Raw genomic sequence first — 20,532 nt, forward strand, 5'->3', positions numbered from 1 at the left:
ATTAATCAATCTTCGCACCATTATTGAACTTAATCACACTTTTAGGTACGATCCGCGCACCCTTTTTTTGAATGATCTAGCCACTTTTTCATGCATTGTTACCAATGATCGACTAGACCTAATTCAAGATACTCATAAACTATCAGCCAAACTGAGCAACTATGTTTGAATTTCCTCAATTTTCTAAACACTCGGTGAAAAACGATGTGTTGTCTGGCCTAACTGTCGCCCTTGCACTGGTTCCAGAAGCCGTCGCTTTCGCCTTTGTCGCGGGTGTTGATCCTATGGTCGGCTTATACGCCGCTTTTATTGTTGGTCTTATAACATCGATATTCGGTGGTCGGCCAGGAATGATTTCTGGTGCCACTGGTGCTATGGCTGTTGTCATGGTTTCTTTGGTCGCATTACACGGGGTTCAATATTTATTCGCGGCAATATTACTGGCAGGCATTTTTCAAGTTGCTGCCGGCCTATTTAAGCTTGGTAAGTTTATTCGTATCGTTCCACACCCTGTCATGATAGGTTTCGTTAACGGACTGGCAATCGTTATATTCCTCGCACAATTGGGGCAATTTAAAGCACCAGATATAAATGGTATGTTGACTTGGCTACCGCAAGACCAAATGTTACTTATGTTGGGACTCGTTGCTCTAACAATGGCAATAATCCACTTCTTACCTAAGTTAACCACTGCAGTACCTTCATCCTTAGTTGCAATTGTTTCTGTTACTGCACTGGTTGTAGGCCTTGATCTTGATACTCGTACTGTTGTTGATTTCTTACGCTCTATGTCAGGCGATGAAGCGGCAACATTAGCGGGTTCACTGCCAACATTTTCAATACCTCAAGTCCCGCTGACTTTCGAAACTCTGCAAATTATTCTTCCGTACGCGATTATTCTTGCGGCTATCGGACTTATCGAGTCATTACTCACTCTAACAGTACTTGACGAAATGACGAATACTCGCGGTCAATCTAATCGTGAGTGCGTAGGCCAAGGTATGGCAAATATGACGTGTTCTGTCTTTGGGGCAATGGGCGGCTGCGCTATGATCGGTCAGTCAATGATTAATGTTAACTCGGGTGGTCGAGGCCGTCTCTCTGGCATTGTTGCTGCTGTCGCTTTACTCGGCTTTATCTTGTTTGCTTCTGCGCTTATCGAAATGATTCCACTAGCGGCTCTTGTTGGTGTTATGTTTATGGTTGTGATTGGTACCTTTGAGTGGGCAACATTTAAATTGGCTCGACGTGTTCCAAAACAAGATTTCTTTGTCATTGTGCTTGTCACGGTAGTTACGGTGTTGACCGACTTAGCTGTCGCTGTCGCTGTCGGCGTCATTGCCTCTGCCTTAATGTTTGCATGGCAGCATGCTAAACACATCTACGCAGACACAAGCATCAACCAAGAAGGCTCTAAAGAATACAAAATTCATGGCCCAATTTTCTTTGGATCAACCGCTAATTTTCTTGAGCTTTTCAATGCAGTAGAAGACCCAGAAGATGTCATTGTTGACTTTGCGGACTCACGTGTCACTGACCACTCAGCCATAGAAGCCATTGAAACACTTGCAGAGCGATACTCGACCGTTGGTAAAACATTACACCTTCGCCATCTAAGTCCTGACTGCCGTGCGCTTCTTGATAAAGCCGGAAGCTTGATTGAAATTAATGTAAAAGAAGACCCAAGCTATAAGGTCGCGACAGACGTACTAGCTGGATAAGATAAAAAAGGCTTCCCAAGGGAAGCCTTTTTTACTGCTTATAGTTTTTTCTCTAAAGCTCGTCCGAGCACATCTAAACGCCAACCTTGCATAACGTCTGGTCGTTTGCCTTCATCACGCTTGTGATTCCATACCCAGCTAATAAATTGATTTAGTTGCTTTTTTGAAGCTAAAAACTCAGTGGCTAAGCCAGTTTTTTTAGACGCTTTTTTTACCTCATCTTTTAAGAGACTAAATCGCTGCTTATAACCTGGCTGATCCATAAGACGCGTAATTTTATCAGGATATTGATCAACAGGTAGCATTTTAGCCGACTTAACAATGGAGAGAATACGCGCGCCATGACGTTGTATTGAGCGTTTATCAAGACCAGCCTGCTCCATGGCTCCAATGCTAAACAGTGAAGACTCTACCAGAGTAAGTAAGTCACTCTCTTTGAAAATAAAATTTAACGCTAAATCGCGTTTCACTGCCTCTTTAAGACGCCATGCAGCAAGAGGCTTTAGAATAGCGAGTTCTTTGGGTTTAAGCTGCCAAGCACCTTTTATATCTAGATAAGCTAAGTCGGGCTCAATTGTCTTGATTCGCTTTACCGCCAGTAGCTCACTCTCTTGTTGCGCAGCTTTCCACCAACCAACCTGCTCTATTTTTTCCAGCAAAAGAGAAAATAAAGGCTTTAAATAGAATACATCAGCCGCTGCATAGTCGAGTTGTTTCTGTGTCAGAGGTCTAGCAAGCCAATCGGTGCGAGATTCACTTTTATCCAGTTCCACCTCTAAATATTGCTCAACAAGAGCAGCAAATCCCGTCGATAGGCCATGGCCGAGAAAAGCAGCCATCAACTGAGTATCAACCATAGGGTGAGGTAAACAACCAAAGCTGTTGTGAAAAACTTCCAAATCTTCACCACAAGCATGTAACACCTTGAGCACCGAAGGGTCTTTTAATAAATCAATGAATGGCGACATATCATCAATCACCTTTGGATCAATTAATGATAGGTTTTGTCCATCATAAAGCTGGATAAGACCAAGCTGGGGGTGATAAGTTCTGGTGCGAACAAACTCGGTATCCAACATGACACTATCGCTATTTCTTGCACTTAGGCAGACATTATTTAATTGCGCTGAGTCACTTATAATCTGATAATTCACTGATTTCTCGCTTTATTAACTAGGTCGGATAAAAAATGCCGACAACTGTCGGCATTCTATCACTATTTTCCACAAACTGTTTAACTCGCTTGTGGCTCGGTGGCATGAGAAAGTTTAGCGTCATTCTCTTCACGTAGCACGCGTCGTAATATCTTACCGACATTAGTTTTAGGTAGTTCATCCCTAAACTCGACCAATTTGGGCACTTTATAACCTGTTAGATGTTCACGACAATGAGCGATCAGTTCTTCCTTAGTCAAGCTCGAATCTTGCTTAACCACATAGATCTTTACGATTTCACCCGACGCTTCATTTGGCTGACCAATAGCAGCAACCTCTAGCACCTTATTATGGAGTGCCGCAACATCTTCAATTTCATTCGGATAAACATTGAAACCTGAGACTAATATCATATCTTTTTTGCGGTCAACGATGTGGATCAGACCATCTTGATCAAACTTGACGATATCACCTGTAGATAACCAACCATCCGGATTAATGACTTCTTTCGTCGCTTCAGGTCGTTGCCAATACCCTTGCATGACTTGCGGGCCTTTCACTTGAAGCTCTCCGACTTCAGTCGTTGGTAGAGGATGCCCTTCATCGTCCACTATTCTCACTTCTGTAGACGGCACAGGTAAGCCAATCGCACCATTATATTCCTCGAGATCATAAGGGTTAACAGTTACGAGCGGTGAACATTCTGTGAGGCCGTAGCCTTCGAGTAAATGCGACCCCGTAATCTTATGCCATTTTTCTGCGACAGCGCGCTGAACGGCCATCCCTCCGCCTATGGCTGCTTTTAACTTACTGAAATCAAGCTCCTGAAAATCTTCATTATTTACCAGAGCATTAAACAATGTGTTTACACCGGTTAGTGCAGTAAAGGGGAAGCTCTTTAGCTCTTTGACAAAATTAGGGATATCACGAGGGTTAGTAATCAATAAGTTTTGTCCCCCCATTTCAACGAAAAGCAGACAGTTTACTGTCAAGGCAAATACATGGTAGAGAGGTAGTGCTGTGACAATGGATTCACGGCCTTCTTGCAACACTGGACCAATCATCACTTTGGCTTGCATGACATTCGCAATCATATTGCTATGGGTCAAAATCGCGCCTTTCGCTACACCAGTTGTGCCACCAGTGTATTGTAAAAATGCAATATCTTCACCAGTCATAAACGGTTTCACATACTGAAGGCGACGTCCACTAATCAATGTCTTACGCATGGAGATGGCACCCGGTAGGTTATATTTAGGTACCATTCCTTTAACATATTTGACGACAAAATCGACCAACGTCCCTTTTGCTCTGGGTAACATTTGTCCGAGACTAGTCAATACTACGTGCTTAACTGCCGTGTTCCCTACTACTTGCTCAAGCGTATTAGCAAAATTTGAGACAATGACAATTGCTTTGGCGCCCGAATCATTAAGCTGATGCTCCAGTTCTCGGGGCGTGTATAGTGGATTAACATTTACTGCAATCAGGCCCGCTCTCAATACACCAAACAATGCGACAGGATATTGGAGTAAGTTGGGCATCATCAAAGCAACACGATCACCCTTCTTTAATTTCAACTCGTTTTGCAAGTAGGCAGCAAACGCACGACTGCGTTCTTCTAGCTTACGGAAGGTCATTACCGTGCCCATATTGGTATATGCGGGCTGGTCAGCATATTTTTGTACCGATTGTTCGAACATTTCGACCAAAGAAGGGTACTGCTCGGGATCAATGTGCTCCGGCACATCTTCTGGATAACGCGATAACCAAGGTTTATCCACGGTAAAACTCCTTGAAACTGGTAAGCGACGACTTTAGACGCCCGATCTTCTATTATTCTCTATTACATCACAGCCCATGTGTATGAGCACGAAACACAAAAGCACTTGTTTAAATTCTGTTAAGTAACCCAAAAATTAGTTCAGTTACTCTAATATGTGACTCGAGGTGACAGTGGTGTCCTCCTACTACTGTTTCAACGGTAGGAAACGTAAGTGGATCAAAAGAGTGCACTTTAAGCGTCGAATAACCATTCTCCCCCAAGATAAGTAAGTGAGGACATTGAATATGAGCCTGAAATGCATCCGCTTGATCGGCAGACATTCGATACAAAGACTGAGCTTGCAACTTGCTATCATATCTCCAAGCAAGGCTCATTTCAGTTAAATGAAGGCTGCGTCGCACAATAGGTGCAATAAGGTCCTCTCGTATATTGTTGATTTGTGCCCTCAGCGCGATGGCATCCTGCTCCGATTGTAGAGTACGAGCCTTTTTATTACGTACCCTTTGCCGACTTAGAATGCCCTCTCTCAACCTCGTAACAACATTACTTTCATCTTCTGAAATAGGCTTAAGGCCCTCTATTTGTATGAGCGCTGTCACCTTCTCTGGAAAAGCAGCACTATAGCAGCCAGCAATAAGAGCGCCAAGCGAGTGACCAACAATAACCAATCGACTGGGCGATATATGAGCTAAGACTTGATTCACATCGTCAATATAGTCCAGAAATTGATAGAAGTTACTTCCAGACTTATGCTCAGACAGACCGTGACCGGGTAGGTCAATGGCACACAAATGAATTTGAGGGCATTTTTGATGCAGAGCTTCCATTACCGAGGAAAAACTAGCAGCATTATCCAACCAACCATGCAAAAAAACGACCGACAAATCGGCCGTTTGCTTATCACCGTATTCGATCGTGGCAATACGACCACTCTCAATAGGGTAGTAATGATTTTGTTCCATTATTGTACTTCTTTTATAACTCGTCCTTGAGATGGGCCAACTCGATGATATGCGCAATAAAGACCAACACATGGATAGATGCTACGCCCAAAGTCATCCATAATAACTCGCTGCTCTACTCGCCAAAGGTGATAAGCCGTTGCCGTCATAGTAGGAAAGGTATAACTGAATTCACCCACCTCTCCAACCTCAGTTCCGTTACTGCTTCCCAGTACAGTAATCAGACGCCCTTCAGTTAATGCTACCGGGTCAACAAAACCATCAAGATATACGACAAAGCGTCCAGTCGGCTCTTTATTGAGATCAGGCTTGCCGGTAAAGTCACTGATTAAGTTTACCACTTCAACTCTCGTGCTACTTTTGAGATTTGTCACCTTAGCGATCACCCCGCCCAATCTAAGCTCATTATTTTTCTCTGGGGCTGCTTTCCATAAAGCGTAATCAGTCACTAGTTCTGGATTGGTTGAATCCAGTTGTTTAGGTAAAGAGGTGCAGGCTGAAATCGCAACAATGCTGAACAGCAATAGGGGCACTTTGAGGCAAGCTTTCATCATAGTAGTCAAGGTCCATAAACTAGATATAGATATCGACTCCTAAAGTCATTGAAAGTTCCTCTCGCTTAGCATGATTCATGATATCCATATACTCTTCCATAGCTTTTCTACTACGACCTTGAGGCAAATCATATTGTAACTGAGCGTTAGAGTAATCGGCATCAGATATTGAGCGAATAGAATGTGCAACAGCATTGGCAACCTTACTCGGCTTAGTAGCCGGCGCTGCAGTCTGTGGCTTTTTTACCGCATTTTTCTTATTGGTCTTCTTTGCCTGATTTAGGCTCCCAATCGAGGGAGGTAATCCATTAATTGATGTCATTCTATCCGCTATGTCCTATGATAAATTACTCTCTACCAGGCAGCTTTTTCCATGTCACTTTGTCACGTAGATAGACCGGGCTCGCCTCTTCAACAGAAACCGTATTGCCTTTAAGCAATTCTATTTTTGCAAGTGACACTATATCTTGAGCGTCAGGGTACACAATAGAACTTATCTCACGGCGGAAAGGTAATTGAGTTAACAAATCACTGTATGCTTCCCATCCGGTTCCAGCCGTAAACCAGGTGTTTTCATCATCTATACTTTTTTCAACCACCAAAGCCGGAGAAATGACGCACTCCGCATCTTGTGCTAACCAACTGCCATCTTCTTGACGGAGGAAGCGCCCCCAGTAAATTTCACTCATACGCGCATCGATGGCTGTAGCGACCGCACTCTCACCGTGCTTACGATAAACACCTTGAGCCATGGCTTCCAGTGTTGAAATGCCTATCATAGGGAGATCGGCACCGAATGCTAAACCTTGAGCAATACCTATGCCAATTCTCACACCTGTAAAACTTCCTGGACCACGACCAAATGCAAGCGCATCAAGGTCATTCAAGGAAAGCCCTGCCTCTTTCAAAACGTCGTCAACCATAGGAAGTATTTTTTTGGTATGGTCCCTAGGAGCAACTTCACTGCGAAAGTAAATACCATCATCAGTAAGAAGAGCAACAGAGCAATTTTCGGTTGCCGTATCCAAAGCTAGAATTTTTACAGTCATTAACGTCTCTAATTTTTATATATTTACTTCTGTTCAAGGAAATCTTGGACAATATTCAGGTCTCGTGTACGAGGGATAGGTGGTAGACTCGCTAAAAATACACCACCATAATCTCGAGTGACAAGTCGATTATCACAAATGATTAGTGCCCCACTATCGTTTTTATCACGAATCAATCTTCCAACCCCCTGCTTGAGGGTAATTACCGCTTCTGGAAGTTGCACTTGGGCAAAAGGATCGCCACCGCGGATCTGACAGTCCTCGATCCGAGCTTTAAGTAGTGGGTCGTCGGGAGCCGTAAAGGGCAACTTGTCGATAATAACACAGCTTAGAGTATCCCCCCTAACATCAATGCCTTCCCAGAATGCACCGGTGGCTACCAGGAGAGCGTTACCTAATTCCATAAATTCAGCCAATGTTCTTTGCTTACTCGTTTCTCCTTGCATCAGAACCGGGACGCTTAACGACTGGCGAAAGCGATCAACCAGTTCTTTCATCATAGAATGAGAAGTGCAGAGGAAAAAGCATCGCCCCTGATTTTTCTCAATCAGCGGGCTTAGTAAAGTTACCAATTTGTTTGCCATTCCCGGACTATTTGGCTCAGGTAGGTAACGAGGTACACAGAGACGAGCCTGCTTTTGGTAATCAAATGGACTAGGTAAAGAAAACATCCTTTGGGGCTTTAATCCCAGTCGAGAAGTGAAATGTGCGAAGTCATCATTAACAGCCAAGGTCGCTGATGTAAAAATCCAGGCTCCCGGGTTAAGTTCCATTTGTTCGCAAAATTTATCAGCCACAGTCAGTGGAGTAATATGCAAACTAAAATGGCGCGGTGTTGTGTCATACCAATAAGAGTACCCAGTAATTGACACATCACACACTCTATCTAAGCGACTTTTGACCGTATTGGCGCGCTCATAAGCACTGTCAAGCAACTGACTTCTTCCAATCGCAAGTTTGAGTACTTCGATAACAAAATCAAGAGCATCATTTAATCGCATCAGTTCTCTTGAAATAGAGGGAGAAACAATTGCCTCCCGCCAATTGCCGCGAAATCCGGTGTCACCAAGAACAATGCGCAAATCCATTGCTGTCTGAAGCAACTTATCACCTGCTTTTTGTAATTGCCGCATGTCTTTTGCTTCTGTGCGATAGGCAATATCAATATCTTTACACAATTCCTGAATTTGACGACTCGACAAGGACTGACCGAAGTAATGGCTGGCAATATCTGGCATTTGATGGGCTTCATCAAAGATAAAAACTTCTGCTTCTGGGATGAGTTCCCCAAACCCAGTTTCTTTGATCGCTAAATCAGCTAAAAATAAGTGATGATTCACAACGACCACATCTGAATCAAGGGCTCTCTTACGCGCTTTTAAAACAAAGCACTCTTCATAGCTCGGGCACTCTTTCCCTAAACAATTGTCGTTTGTTGACGTAATCGTAGGGATAACGGGGCTATCCTCGGCGATCGCTTCACATTCTCCTAAATCTCCACTTTTTGTCTCCGATGCCCAAGAACGAACCTTAACTAGCTGACTTAAAAGAGTTGTATCTGCACTCTGTTCATGGCTCTCAACCATTTGTCGACTTAAACGGTCCAAGCACAGATAGTTAGACCGCCCTTTGAGTAATGCAACCTGTCCAAAAAAACCCAAGGCATCTACCATCAAAGGAAGATCGCGATGAAAGAGTTGTTCCTGTAAGTTTTTTGAGCCTGTGCTGATAACGGTCTTTTTACCACTTAATAAAGCGGGAACTAAGTAGGCAAAGGTTTTGCCCGTTCCTGTACCAGCTTCAATAACAAGTTGACTCTGTTCAGTAATTGCACATTCCACCGCCTCAGCCATATCAATTTGTGCCTGTCTTGGCTGAAAGCCTGGAATAGCTTTACTCAAAGCACCTTCAGGAGAAAATGTTTTTACAATCATTCAAAACTATTTCAATAAATTCTGGACAGGAATTATCGCAGTTTTCGAAGCACGGTGCGAATTAGATTTTGCTCACCAAACGTTATTTTTGCTTTATACCCAAGTGACTTCAAAATGCAGTATTCAGAGCGATGTCACACACAGTGTTGAGTTCAAGAAAAATAACGCAGCGAAATAGTCGACTCTTACCAAGTTATTTGACGATGAAATCGGCGCTATGGCACGCTCCCAAAGGGCGAGTTGTCTTGCTTTACATGCGTCGTTACCGATTTTCAATTTAGATGACTAGATTTTCAAATCGTTGCCTTGCCTGTCAGCCAGTCATTCTCGCTGAATCTAGCATCTTGAGGTTACTTGGGTATATATTGCCCAAATCGACTCAAGCAATCGGTTAACTGAGATTAATAGTTGAAACACTCACAGGATTAGTTTTATTGTATTTTTTATCTTGGATAAAAGATGAATGTATACCCAAGTGACTTCAAAATGCAGGATTCAGAGCGATGTCAAAATCCTCGGGGTATTAAAGGCCGTAGCTTAGACAACCGAATTATGGATACACAAAAACGATGGAAACGAAAATACTTTTAACCCACTGTAAAGATGAACCGGGCCTGATTTCAAAAATCACCAATATTTGTTACAAGCACCAACTCAACATTGTTCATAATAATGAATTTGTTGATAATACCAGCGGGCATTTTTTTATGCGTACTGAGCTCAATGGCTATTTTAATGATCAAACCTTGATCGCTGACTTAGATCAAGCATTGCCAGATGGAGCAAAACGTCAATTAGTTAGCTCTAGCCGCAAACGCATCGTTGTCCTCGTTACCAAAGAGGCCCATTGTCTTGGGGATATTCTCATGAAAGCTTACGATGGGACGCTCAATGTCGATATTGCTGCTGTGGTTGGTAATTATGATACGTTAAAAGGACTAACAGAAAAGTTTGATATTCCTTACCACCATGTATCTCATCAAGGCCTAAATCGCGAAGAGCATGAGACAGAGGTAATGAAGGTAATTGAACAATATCAAGCCGACTACCTAGTATTAGCTAAATATATGCGTGTGCTTACCCCTTCATTTGTCGAAAAGTATCACCATAAAATCATCAACATTCATCACAGTTTCCTTCCCGCATTTATTGGTGCCAAGCCATACCAACAGGCCTACGAGCGAGGAGTGAAAATTATCGGTGCAACGGCGCACTTTGTTACCGATGACTTGGATGAAGGACCAATCATTAAGCAAGATGTTATTCCCGTTGACCATAATTTTAGTGCTCTAGACATGGCGCAAGCAGGGCGAGACGTGGAAAAAAATGTTTTAAGTAAAGCACTTAACTTGGTCCTAAACGACCACGTGTTTGTGTATGGTAATAAAACAGTACTTCTATAATAGAAAGAGCCTCTATTAAGAGGCTCTTATACCACTAGAGTTTAACGGCTAATTTGACCCCTTGTCTGATGGCACGAACTGCATCGAGTTCGCCGGCATAATCTGCACCGCCTATAATGTGGAGCTTACCTTCGAGTAATGGCCACTTATCTTCAAATGGTCGAACAGATTCTTGACCAGCACAAATGATGACTGTATCCGCTTCAAGCAATTGCTGCTTTTCATTCACACTAATATGTAAGCCTTGTTGGTCAATTTTTTCGTAGCTCACACCACCGAGAAGGTTTACACCTCGCTTTTCTAACGTACGTTTATGGATCCAGCCCGTTGTTCTTCCTGGCCCTTTACCGACTTTGCCTTCCCTGCGCTGTAATACCCACACATCTTTGTCAGCTACAGATTCTGGGTAAGGATAAAGACCCCCTGGGGTAGATATATCTTTGTCGATGCCCCACTCATGCAACCAATCATCGAGCCCATGGTCAAGAGGTTCAGTAAGCATGGTGGCAACATCAACACCAATGCCACCTGCACCGACTATAGCCACCTTATTACCTACCACCGTTTTCTCTTTGATAAGAGTCTGATAGTCAATAACTTTTTCCGGCGTATCTATGCCTTCTATGTTGACTTTACGAGGCTCAACACCTGACGCCATTACAACTTCATCATACTCATTCAGAAGGTCATAGTTTGCCTCTGTTTCTAGATGTAATTTCACCCCAGTCTCGTCAATACGGTTCGCAAAATAACGAATAGTTTCACGGAACTCTTCCTTACCAGGAATTTGCATAGCGAGACGGAACTGCCCTCCAATTCTGTCATTCCGCTCAAATAAGTCGACACTATGGCCCCTCTCAGCCAAGGTTGTAGCACAAGCCAATCCGGCAGGACCTGCACCAACGACAGCAATATTTTTGCGTTTAAATGTTGGTTGGACAACAATTTCGGTTTCGTAACAGGCCAGAGGGTTAACCAAACAACTGGCTCGTTTGCCTTTGAAAACATTATCAAGGCAAGCTTGGTTACATGCTATACAAGTGTTGATTAACTTAGATTTATTCTGCTCTGCTTTATTAACAAAGTGAGGGTCGGCCAGGAATGGACGCGCCATAGACACCATGTCAGCATGACCACCAGAAAGAATTTTCTCGGCTTCCTCCGGAGTATTGATTCGATTACACGTCACAATCGGAACATTGATATGTGGCCTCACTTTCTCCGTTACCCAAGTAAACGCCCCTCTCGGTACTTGAGTCGCAATAGTCGGAACCCGCGCTTCATGCCAACCTATACCGGTGTTGATAATAGTGACACCGGCTTTCTCTAGTTCTTTAGCAAGCATAACAACTTCATCGAACGTACTGCCCTCTTCAACTAGGTCGAGCATCGACAAACGAAAAATTATGATAAACTTCTTACCCGCTGCTTTACGGATAGCTCTTACGACTTCGAGAGGAAAACGAATTCGGTTTTCATAGCAACCGCCCCACTCATCATAACGGTTATTTGTACGCTTGCAGATAAACTGATTAAGTAAGTACCCCTCTGAACCCATGACTTCCACACCATCGTAGCCAGCTTCTACCGCCAGAGATGCGCTTTTTGCAAAGGCGTCGATTGTATTGTTGATTTGTCGAGTACTCATTTGGCTTGGCGCAAAACGAGCAATGGGAGCTTTAATGGCTGATGCACTCTGTGCAAATGGATGCATTGCATAACGACCAGCATGGAGTAATTGCAGTGCTATCTTACCACCGTGTTTATGTACGGCTTGGGTGACCACTTTGTGGGATTTAGCATGTTTTGCTTTGCTGAACTCAGCGCTAAAAGGACTTAACCTACCACGTAAATTAGGAGAAAAGCCCCCAGTAACAATCAGTCCAACTCCACCTTTAGCTCGCTCTTCATAAAAAGCAGCAAGTTTATCTAGACCTTCTTTGTGCTCTTCAAGACCAGTGTGCATCGATCCCATCAAAACTCGGTTTTTCAATTGGGTAAACCCGAGATCTAAGGGCTTAAGTAGATTTGGGTACATGTTAGACATCGCTCTTTATTGTTGTGGTCTGACCAGAATATGCTGGCATCACAAAAAAATCAAACAACCGTTTACATTTATGTAACACCGATCAATCTTCCGGTTGTTTGAGTATACTAGTTTGAGTACGATAGAGCCTGTTGTAACCAGCAGGTTTACCGAACAATAGCCTGATTCTGCTTTATATGCAGTGGAGAGGAAATGAAAACAATATTTAAATTTGTCAGTTCGTTCTTTAAAGGTATATGGAAAGTCATTACCTTCATTCGTCGTGCCCTGGTCAATATGATTTTTTTATTGACCTTAGGAGCGATCTATTTTGTTTACACCAGTGCTGATGCACCCAAAAAATCGGTCCCAGAAAAATCAGCTCTAGTGCTTAACTTGTCTGGCCCTATTGTTGAACAATCCAGTTATATCAACCCAATGGATTCTGTTACAGGTTCAATACTAGGACAAGACATGCCACACGAAAATCTTCTTTTCGATATTGTCGACACGATTCGACACGCTAAAGAAGATCCGAAGATTGGCGGTATCGTTCTTGCCCTTAGAGATTTGGCGCCAACTAATCTAACAAAGTTGCGCTACATAGCGAAAGCTATCAATGAATTTAAGTCATCTGGCAAACCTGTCTATGCGGTTGGTGATATGTACAACCAAAGTCAATATTATCTCGCCAGTTACGCAGACAAGGTTTATCTTGCTCCGGATGGCGCGGTAATGTTGAAAGGCTATAGCGCTTATTCCATGTACTACAAAACGTTACTCGAAAAGCTAGATGTTAATACGCATGTTTTTCGTGTTGGCACCTATAAATCTGCTGTGGAGCCGTTCTTACGAGATGATATGTCACCAGCAGCAAAAGAAACAACGTCACGTTGGCTTAGTCAGCTATGGGACGCCTATGTCGACGATGTAGCAAACAATCGCCAACTGGCCCCAGAAACACTCAAGCTAAATATGGAGGAGTTTCTTGCTCTACTCAAACAAAATCAAGGAAACTTAGCAGCACTCTCACTCAACCTTGGTTTAGTTGACCAGTTGGCAACGCGTCAACAAATTAGAACTGAATTGGCAGACGTATTTGGTAGCAATGGTGAAGATAGCTATAACTATGTTGATTATTATAGTTATTTAACTTCTATGGCTCCTAAGCTTCAATATAACAATGACGATATTGCTGTTGTAGTTGCTAGCGGCGCTATCATGGATGGCAGTCAACCCAGAGGCACAGTTGGTGGCGACACGGTTGCTGCACTATTAAGACAAGCTCGTAACGACAAAAAAGTAAAAGCCGTTGTACTGCGTGTTGACAGTCCAGGAGGCAGTGCTTTCGCCTCAGAAGTCATACGCAATGAAGTTCAAGCACTCAAGGCTGAAGGTAAACCCGTTGTTGTTTCAATGTCTAGCCTTGCAGCATCTGGAGGCTATTGGATTTCGATGAGCGCAGACAGTATAGTTGCTCAACCAACAACCTTAACTGGCTCAATCGGTATATTTAGCATTATCACCACTTTTGAAAAAGGCCTCAACAAGCTAGGCATATACACCGATGGTGTGGGAACCTCTCCTTTTTCAGGCGTTGGCTTAACCACTGGCCTGTCAGAAGGCGCGTCACAAGCCTTACAAATGGGTATCGATCATGGCTATCAAAGATTTATCAGTTTGGTCAGCCAATCACGCCAATTGCCCATCGATAAGATGGAGGGAATCGCAGAAGGAAGAGTTTGGACTGGAGAAGACGCACTCAAACTTGGCTTGGTTGATAAAATCGGTGATTTTGATGATGCCGTAGCACTCGCAGCACAATTAGCAAAACTTGAAAAATATAACCTTTACTGGGTAGAAGAACCCTTATCTCCTGCGCAAGAGTTCATCAAGAACTTCCTTAATCAAGTTAGTGTTGCCATGCACATTGATCCTTTAGCGATTTTGCCAGAAAGCATGAGACCAGCAGTATCTCAAGTAACCAATGATGCTAGACTATTGCAAAGCTTCAATGATCCAAAGGGTCAATATGCATTTTGCTTGAACTGCCAGAGTCAATAGACTTAAAAGCCAAAAACGCGAGTAAAAAATCGAAAGCCACTCGCGCACCCAAATCACACTAGGATGCTTGGGTAAAAGGGGGAATTCACAAAGAATCCCCCTTTTTATTCCTCTTTTTTACTATATAATTCTTAGTCCTGTTCATACTATTTACTGGTTTTAGACCATGGCAAGAAAACACATCTACATCGCCTACACTGGCGGCACTATCGGTATGCAAAAATCCGAAGGTCACGGTTACGTTCCCGTTGCTGGATTTATGGAACAACAACTCGCTGCCATGCCAGAATTTCACAGACCAGAGATGCCAGAATATACCATCCATGAATATACGCCTCTAATCGACTCATCTGATATGACACCAGCAGATTGGCAGCAAATTGCCGATGATATCCGTGACAATTATGATAATTACGACGGTTTTGTAATTCTTCATGGTACCGACACCATGGCTTACACAGCTTCAGCTCTGTCTTTCATGCTGGAAAACCTTGGGAAACCCGTGATTGTGACCGGGTCTCAAATTCCACTTGCAGAATTGAGATCTGATGGCCAAGCCAATTTGCTTAATGCACTCCACATTGCAGCCAATTACCCCATTAATGAGGTGACATTATTTTTCAACAACAAGCTAATGCGTGGAAACCGAAGTACAAAATCCCATGCCGATGGATTCAATGCATTTACGTCTCCTAATCTACCCGTGCTACTCGAAGCTGGTATAAACATTCAAATAAGTAACGATGTAGAAGTCAACAAACTGCCTGAAGGTACGTTTACTGTCCATGATATTACTCCCCAGCCTATAGGAGTAATTACCATGTATCCCGGCATTTCTCATGAAGTAATAAGGAACACCCTACGTCAACCTGTCAACGCTATGATTTTACTAACATTTGGAGTTGGCAATGCACCACAGAACCCTCAATTACTTGATCACCTAAAAGAAGCTTCGGAGAGAGGCGTTATTGTTGTCAATCTCACACAATGCTTAGCGGGAAAAGTAAACATGGGCGGCTATGCTACTGGATGTGCACTTGCGGAAGCTGGTGTTATTAGTGGCTTTGATATGACACCCGAGGCTGCTTTAGCCAAACTGCATTTTTTACTCAGTCAAAACCTGAGCTACGATGAGGTAAAAAGTCAGATGCAGCAAATATTGCGTGGTGAAATGTCACTGTAACTTTATAGAAAACGGGCGGTCAATACCGCCCTTCTTTTCAATTCGATGTCGCGGTTAAACTGACATTGTTGTATCCAGAATAAGCATCCAACATGATATGATACGTGCCAGGCTCCGCTCGATTAAATACGCACCTTTCATTATTTCCAGAACGATAAGGGCGACAATCCCAGACTGACGTTGACGGCTCAGAGCCCCATTTGACATATAGGTCAACATCCCCACTTCCACCTCTTGTTTGCACCGTTAAATTTCTTCTTTCATTTAGCTCAAAAGTAAACCGTTTCTGACTTGATTTAGGCCCAACTAACCCTCGCTTTGCAACGCCATCTTGGAGAACATCATCGTTTGGAGGAGTAGCATCAACCGCATTTGCTAGTTCAACAACATAAGAAAGGCCGAGCTTAGTAAACTTAACCGCGTGCTGTCCTGTCGGATCGGAATTTTCTAATGTATCTCTGGGTGTATGGATATGAGGATTATAATCATTAAATTTTGATTCAAATGGCATCACCGAAGAATATCCAGCGTTATGCCATGAAGCATGATCAGAACAACCATAGCCACAACGATCATACCCATAACTTAACTCAGGCAAATATTCATCGATCAGGCTTGCCAAAAACTGAGTAAGATTACTATCTGTGTAATCAGTCATAAAGACAATATCCTCTCTTGAACCCTGATAGTTTGTCATATCAAGCTGAAGAACAGACACCACATTTTTACCTTGTGCTTTGTAGCTGTTGGCAATATCTTGAGAGCCTCTAAGCCCCACTTCCTCTGCAGCGTAGGCCATAAAAGCTACAGACCGCTTAGGCGTAAAATTATTCTCAGCCAAAACACGAATGATTTCGCTAACACTTGCAATTCCTGATGCATCATCATCAGCGCCTGGCGCAATAGATTGCTCTCCGGTGCGATAACCAATCGTTGAATCAAGATGTCCCCCAACTATCACCCACTCATCGGGAACTTCACTTCCTCTGATTGTCAAGACCACAGATTTTTGGTTGTAGCCCCGATGAGATATTTGCTCAACCTGACTGTTGCTCATCCCTGAGGTTAGAGAGCGCCATTCGTTCGCTATCCAGTCTGATGCTTGCGCACCTGACGTTGTGGTATAGAAGCGATTATTGAAGCCCATTAGCGAGCGAATAGTGCCCGTTAACTGACTCGCACTTACTAGAGGTAGCCAAGCATTTACCAAAAACTGCTGAGATGGCTGAGTGGGCGTGAATGTAGCTAGGCTTTTGGGCATCGCGCTCGCTGCCATTGCACTTTGAGGAGATGGGTGAACCATGTATCCTCCACAGCGGTGATGCTCCTCATGCATATTATGAGAAAGCTCAGCTAAACGTTCAACCTCAACTTGCCCCACCCATACATCACTAGAGCGCGCCAGAGACTCAGGTAGTATAGGATTTCCACCTGATTTATTTACAGTGTGAGAAGCATCAGCCCCCATAGAAATCCATACCTTATCTTGTGCGTAGAGCGGCGTACACACTGAAAATAAAGATATAGCCAATAACGTATTTTTATAATTCATATTCCTGTCCATTGTTGTGTAAAGCACTATGAATTTAGAATGGATATTCAATCAATGAGAATAATTAATACCACATCAGAGTGTACAAATAAGGTGTCGCAACGTTATCAATAATAAGAAGGGAAGTGGCAAACAATGACAACTAGAGATGTTTAACTCCTAAAAATAAGGTGAAGCCACCCAGCCTCACCTTTAGCAAGTCTATTGCTTTTTAGCCATCAGAGTAACACCAGAAAAACTTGAATAAGCTCTGACCATAACGTAGAGATCTTCATTTTTGGCAGGGACTGAACACGTTTCGTTATTGCCTGACTTATAAGGACGACAATCATAGTTTGTGGTTGTCGGTTCACCACCAGAACGAACATATAAGTCAGCGTCACCGGTACCTGAACTGATGGTAATTTTGATAGGATCGTTTCGATTTGCGGCCTTAACGACATACATTGCAGTTTCAAGACGAGACAATTGTAAATCTGCCACTGGTACATCAACTTCTAGTTCCGGAAGTCCTGGACCAGGTGTGGGTGGATTGACATTACCATCCGGTAAGTTGTTATCAAAGAAACTAGCCACTTCCGGCCATATCTTGCTGATTTTTACCCCTTGGTTTTCACAACCACCAAAGTGATGTAAAGCGATGGCTTTATTGTTTGATGTGTTCAATACTGGGGAACCTGAAGAGCCACCGATCGTATCACAAAAATACCCGGTATCCGTTTCAGAACCACGCCCACCCGTGGAAGCAACATCGATTTGGCACATTCCTGAGCCATTCTTATCACTCTCAATCGACAGCTCTTTAGGGTTACCAGAACCATGTTGTGGAATATAAATACCATTACCAAAAACGGGTTCACTCGCATCCAAGCCAAGGTAACCAAAAGAGGCGATCTTCTCGAAATCATGAACAGTAAATAAGGTATAGTCCAACGTGTAGTCAGTACTTAATAGCTCGTTACCCATAACTTTGACAGTGGTTGACATCGAACCATTACAACTGCTTCTTTGATAGTTAAACCAAACCTCGGTATTACTTAGCTCAGATTGACTCTCAACACAATGATTGTTGGTGAACATTTTATTATCTGGACCAACCCTCCATGCAGTACATAACCCTCGCCCATTAATTAGTAATCTTGCGACAGGCTGTGACCAAGCCACTTTTTCGGGGTGGCTATCTTGCCAACATGCGACATCACGACGCTCATTTTCACCACAGGTAGAGAAAGAAGAAAAATCGTCCAATATCGTGTCGCTTCCTGCCGTAAAATAGTCAATTTCGTAGTGACCCTTTTCACCCTTTTTGTTCGGTATTAATTTGACGGTAACCTCATCACCAAAAATAGACTGCGCAAACCATGCTTTTTGGCTTTGTGTATACTCAATGCTTTCAGAGCCATCCGCTGATGTGAGTCTTATCTTTGCACCTTTGGGTAAGTCCAATTTCTTAAAATGAACTTTTATAAACTCTGCACCAGCATGTTTGATGGTATAAGGACGAGCATTGATTTGTTTTGATGATACAAATAACGCTACTTCATCTGCGATGGTAGGAGGTGCGGTTTGAGAGTAAGCGAGTGACGAGATAAGACAAGAAGAAGCCAAGACGATGTTGTGCAATGCATTTTTCATTTTTTGCCCTTTTGTATTTAAGGATTCAATAAAAACCATAAGCACTGTGCGACAATAAGCAACCATACACATATATATTAAGTTTATAAAAGCGTACGTTTTATAATGAAAAAGCTCCACTAATCAGGTGGTTATTATGAATATATAAAAAAGGCGGCCAATTTGGCCGCCTTAGAATAATGCGATTGATATCAACCTATGTGAGTCAAGCCATTCATGTATTTCTGTAAAACAGCAGGAATAGCAATACGACCATCTTTTTGCTGATTGTTCTCAAGGATAGCGACCATAGTGCGCCCCACCGCAAGACCCGAACCGTTAAGTGTATGTACAAGCTCTGGCTTTTTCTCACCTTTACGGCGGAACCTTGCCTGCATACGACGAGCTTGGAAGTCCCACATATTTGAACAAGATGAAATTTCGCGATACGTTTCCTGAGCAGGCACCCATACTTCAAGATCGTAAGTTTTCCTTGCACCGAAGCCCATATCACCTGTACAGAGGATCACTTTACGATAAGGAAGTTCAAGTAGCTGCAATACCTTTTCTGCATGAGCCGTCAATTGCTCAAGCGCATCCATTGAGTCTTCAGGTTTAGTAATTTGAACCAGCTCCACTTTATCGAATTGGTGCATACGAATTAAACCGCGAGTATCTCTGCCATAAGAGCCAGCTTCAGAACGGAAGCATGGTGTATGTGCCGTCATCTTAATTGGGAGTTCATCTTCATCAGTGATCGTATCACGAACCATATTCGTTAGGGGAACTTCTGCTGTAGGAATAAGGGACAGTTTCCTTGGATCCTCATCATTGACTTTTTCTGTTAATGGCTCTGTATGGAAAAGGTCTTCACCAAATTTTGGCAATTGCCCTGTACCAAATAAGCTATCAGAGTTTACAAGATAAGGTACGTACATTTCTGTGTAGCCGTGCTCTTCAGTGTGAAGGTCAAGCATAAATTGCGCAATCGCTCTATGTAAACGAGCAAACTGGCCTTTCATAACGATGAAACGCGCACCAGTCAGCTTAGTCGCGCTAGCGAAATCCAAACCACCACCTATCTCGCCAAGATCAACATGATCTTTAAGTTCAAAGTCATAAGATTTTGGTTCACCCCAACGAGATATCTCAACATTGTCACTTTCATCTTTGCCCTGAGGAACATCGTCCGCAGGCAAATTAGGTACAGACAATGTCACCTCTTCTAGCTGGGACTGGATGTGATCAAGCTGCGCTTTTTTCGCTTCAAGATCATTACCAAGGTTACCGATTTGCAATTTGATCGCCTCAGCACCCTCTTTATCGCCAGCAGCCATCTTTTGGCCAATCTGCTTAGAAATAGAATTACGGGAGGATTGTAAATTTTCAACTTCAACTTGAATCGACTTGCGTTGTTCTTCAAGTGTACGGATAGTATCAACGTCGAGCTTAAAGCCACGACGCGCAAGTTTTTCAGCTGTTTCATCCAGCTCTGTACGAAGTAATTTAGAATCCAGCATTGTTAATCCT

General features: G+C 43.1%; 15 protein-coding genes. 4 read left to right on the forward strand and 11 right to left on the reverse strand.

Translation table 11 applies throughout. From position 1 onward, the window contains the following. The first annotated feature begins 161 nt into the window (after positions 1-161). Positions 162-1,721, forward strand: a complete 1,560-nt coding sequence (locus tag RH40_RS06245; RefSeq protein ID WP_009600573.1) for a SulP family inorganic anion transporter — start codon at positions 162-164, stop codon at positions 1,719-1,721. Positions 1,722-1,759: 38 nt separating this feature from the next. Here the strand turns inward: RH40_RS06245 and rnd are convergent, their stop codons facing one another. The 7 genes from rnd to yoaA form a co-directional block, all read right to left on the reverse strand. Beyond that, on the reverse strand, positions 1,760-2,875 hold the full coding sequence (rnd, locus tag RH40_RS06250; RefSeq protein WP_039954345.1) for a ribonuclease D: 1,116 nt from the start codon (positions 2,873-2,875) through the stop codon (positions 1,760-1,762). Positions 2,876-2,955: 80 nt separating this feature from the next. Then, positions 2,956-4,659, reverse strand: a complete 1,704-nt coding sequence (gene fadD, locus RH40_RS06255) for a long-chain-fatty-acid--CoA ligase FadD (RefSeq protein WP_009600575.1) — start codon at positions 4,657-4,659, stop codon at positions 2,956-2,958. Between the two features lie 109 nt (positions 4,660-4,768). Then, positions 4,769-5,623 carry an alpha/beta fold hydrolase gene (locus RH40_RS06260; protein ID WP_009600576.1) on the reverse strand — a complete coding sequence of 285 codons (855 nt, stop codon included), beginning with the start codon at positions 5,621-5,623 and terminating at the stop codon, positions 4,769-4,771. Further along, positions 5,623-6,177, reverse strand: a complete 555-nt coding sequence (locus RH40_RS06265) for a Slp family lipoprotein (RefSeq protein WP_009600577.1) — start codon at positions 6,175-6,177, stop codon at positions 5,623-5,625. Before RH40_RS06265 ends, RH40_RS06260 begins: the two co-directional genes overlap by 1 nt. 19 nt (positions 6,178-6,196) lie before the next feature. After that, positions 6,197-6,499: a hypothetical protein gene (locus RH40_RS06270; protein WP_009600578.1), complete on the reverse strand. Its 303-nt coding sequence runs from the start codon at positions 6,497-6,499 to the stop codon at positions 6,197-6,199. Between the two features lie 25 nt (positions 6,500-6,524). Continuing rightward, on the reverse strand, positions 6,525-7,226 hold the full coding sequence (tsaB, locus tag RH40_RS06275) for a tRNA (adenosine(37)-N6)-threonylcarbamoyltransferase complex dimerization subunit type 1 TsaB (RefSeq protein ID WP_009600579.1): 702 nt from the start codon (positions 7,224-7,226) through the stop codon (positions 6,525-6,527). A 23-nt stretch (positions 7,227-7,249) separates the two neighbouring features. Then, positions 7,250-9,160: a DNA repair helicase YoaA gene (gene yoaA / locus RH40_RS06280; RefSeq protein WP_009600580.1), complete on the reverse strand. Its 1,911-nt coding sequence runs from the start codon at positions 9,158-9,160 to the stop codon at positions 7,250-7,252. 569 nt (positions 9,161-9,729) lie between these two features. Here yoaA and purU point away from each other — a divergent pair. Then, positions 9,730-10,563 carry a formyltetrahydrofolate deformylase gene (purU, locus tag RH40_RS06285; protein ID WP_009600581.1) on the forward strand — a complete coding sequence of 278 codons (834 nt, stop codon included), beginning with the start codon at positions 9,730-9,732 and terminating at the stop codon, positions 10,561-10,563. A gap of 34 nt (positions 10,564-10,597) precedes the next feature. On the opposite strand, the gene RH40_RS06290 is transcribed toward purU, so the two are convergent. After that, positions 10,598-12,610 carry an FAD-dependent oxidoreductase gene (locus tag RH40_RS06290; RefSeq protein ID WP_439144644.1) on the reverse strand — a complete coding sequence of 671 codons (2,013 nt, stop codon included), beginning with the start codon at positions 12,608-12,610 and terminating at the stop codon, positions 10,598-10,600. 192 nt (positions 12,611-12,802) lie between these two features. Here RH40_RS06290 and sppA point away from each other — a divergent pair, with 192 nt between their 5' ends. Both sppA and ansA read left to right on the forward strand, forming a co-directional pair. After that, positions 12,803-14,653 (forward strand): signal peptide peptidase SppA, encoded by a 1,851-nt coding sequence (gene sppA, locus RH40_RS06295; RefSeq protein WP_009600583.1) that lies wholly within the window; start codon positions 12,803-12,805, stop codon positions 14,651-14,653. A 166-nt stretch (positions 14,654-14,819) separates the two neighbouring features. Further along, positions 14,820-15,836: an asparaginase gene (gene ansA, locus RH40_RS06300; protein ID WP_009600584.1), complete on the forward strand. Its 1,017-nt coding sequence runs from the start codon at positions 14,820-14,822 to the stop codon at positions 15,834-15,836. Between the two features lie 37 nt (positions 15,837-15,873). Here the strand turns inward: ansA and RH40_RS06305 are convergent, their stop codons facing one another. The 3 genes from RH40_RS06305 to serS all read right to left on the reverse strand — a co-directional run bounded on the left by RH40_RS06305 (position 15,874) and on the right by serS (position 20,522). After that, on the reverse strand, positions 15,874-17,388 hold the full coding sequence (locus tag RH40_RS06305; RefSeq protein ID WP_039954347.1) for a M28 family metallopeptidase: 1,515 nt from the start codon (positions 17,386-17,388) through the stop codon (positions 15,874-15,876). Between the two features lie 201 nt (positions 17,389-17,589). Then, the gene (locus RH40_RS06310; protein ID WP_039954373.1) at positions 17,590-19,023 is read right to left on the reverse strand and encodes a serine protease; all 1,434 of its coding nucleotides are present in this window, start codon (positions 19,021-19,023) and stop codon (positions 17,590-17,592) included. A 191-nt stretch (positions 19,024-19,214) separates the two neighbouring features. Beyond that, on the reverse strand, positions 19,215-20,522 hold the full coding sequence (gene serS, locus RH40_RS06315) for a serine--tRNA ligase (RefSeq protein ID WP_009600587.1): 1,308 nt from the start codon (positions 20,520-20,522) through the stop codon (positions 19,215-19,217). Positions 20,523-20,532 lie beyond the last annotated feature (10 nt).

This window comes from Vibrio caribbeanicus ATCC BAA-2122 (assembly GCF_000165125.1).
GTDB classification, from domain to species: domain Bacteria; phylum Pseudomonadota; class Gammaproteobacteria; order Enterobacterales; family Vibrionaceae; genus Vibrio; species Vibrio caribbeanicus.

Coding starts and splice junctions, on each gene's coding strand:
- RH40_RS06260 (WP_009600576.1), bottom strand. CDS start 5,623: ATGGAACAAAATCATTACTACCCTATTGAGAGTGGTCGTATTGCCACG.
- serS (WP_009600587.1), bottom strand. CDS start 20,522: ATGCTGGATTCTAAATTACTTCGTACAGAGCTGGATGAAACAGCTGAA.
- yoaA (WP_009600580.1), bottom strand. CDS start 9,160: ATGATTGTAAAAACATTTTCTCCTGAAGGTGCTTTGAGTAAAGCTATT.
- RH40_RS06290 (WP_439144644.1), bottom strand. CDS start 12,610: ATGTCTAACATGTACCCAAATCTACTTAAGCCCTTAGATCTCGGGTTT.
- ansA (WP_009600584.1), top strand. CDS start 14,820: ATGGCAAGAAAACACATCTACATCGCCTACACTGGCGGCACTATCGGT.
- RH40_RS06270 (WP_009600578.1), bottom strand. CDS start 6,499: ATGACATCAATTAATGGATTACCTCCCTCGATTGGGAGCCTAAATCAG.
- RH40_RS06305 (WP_039954347.1), bottom strand. CDS start 17,388: ATGAATTATAAAAATACGTTATTGGCTATATCTTTATTTTCAGTGTGT.
- tsaB (WP_009600579.1), bottom strand. CDS start 7,226: ATGACTGTAAAAATTCTAGCTTTGGATACGGCAACCGAAAATTGCTCT.
- sppA (WP_009600583.1), top strand. CDS start 12,803: ATGAAAACAATATTTAAATTTGTCAGTTCGTTCTTTAAAGGTATATGG.
- RH40_RS06265 (WP_009600577.1), bottom strand. CDS start 6,177: ATGATGAAAGCTTGCCTCAAAGTGCCCCTATTGCTGTTCAGCATTGTT.
- RH40_RS06245 (WP_009600573.1), top strand. CDS start 162: ATGTTTGAATTTCCTCAATTTTCTAAACACTCGGTGAAAAACGATGTG.
- RH40_RS06310 (WP_039954373.1), bottom strand. CDS start 19,023: ATGAAAAATGCATTGCACAACATCGTCTTGGCTTCTTCTTGTCTTATC.
- purU (WP_009600581.1), top strand. CDS start 9,730: ATGGAAACGAAAATACTTTTAACCCACTGTAAAGATGAACCGGGCCTG.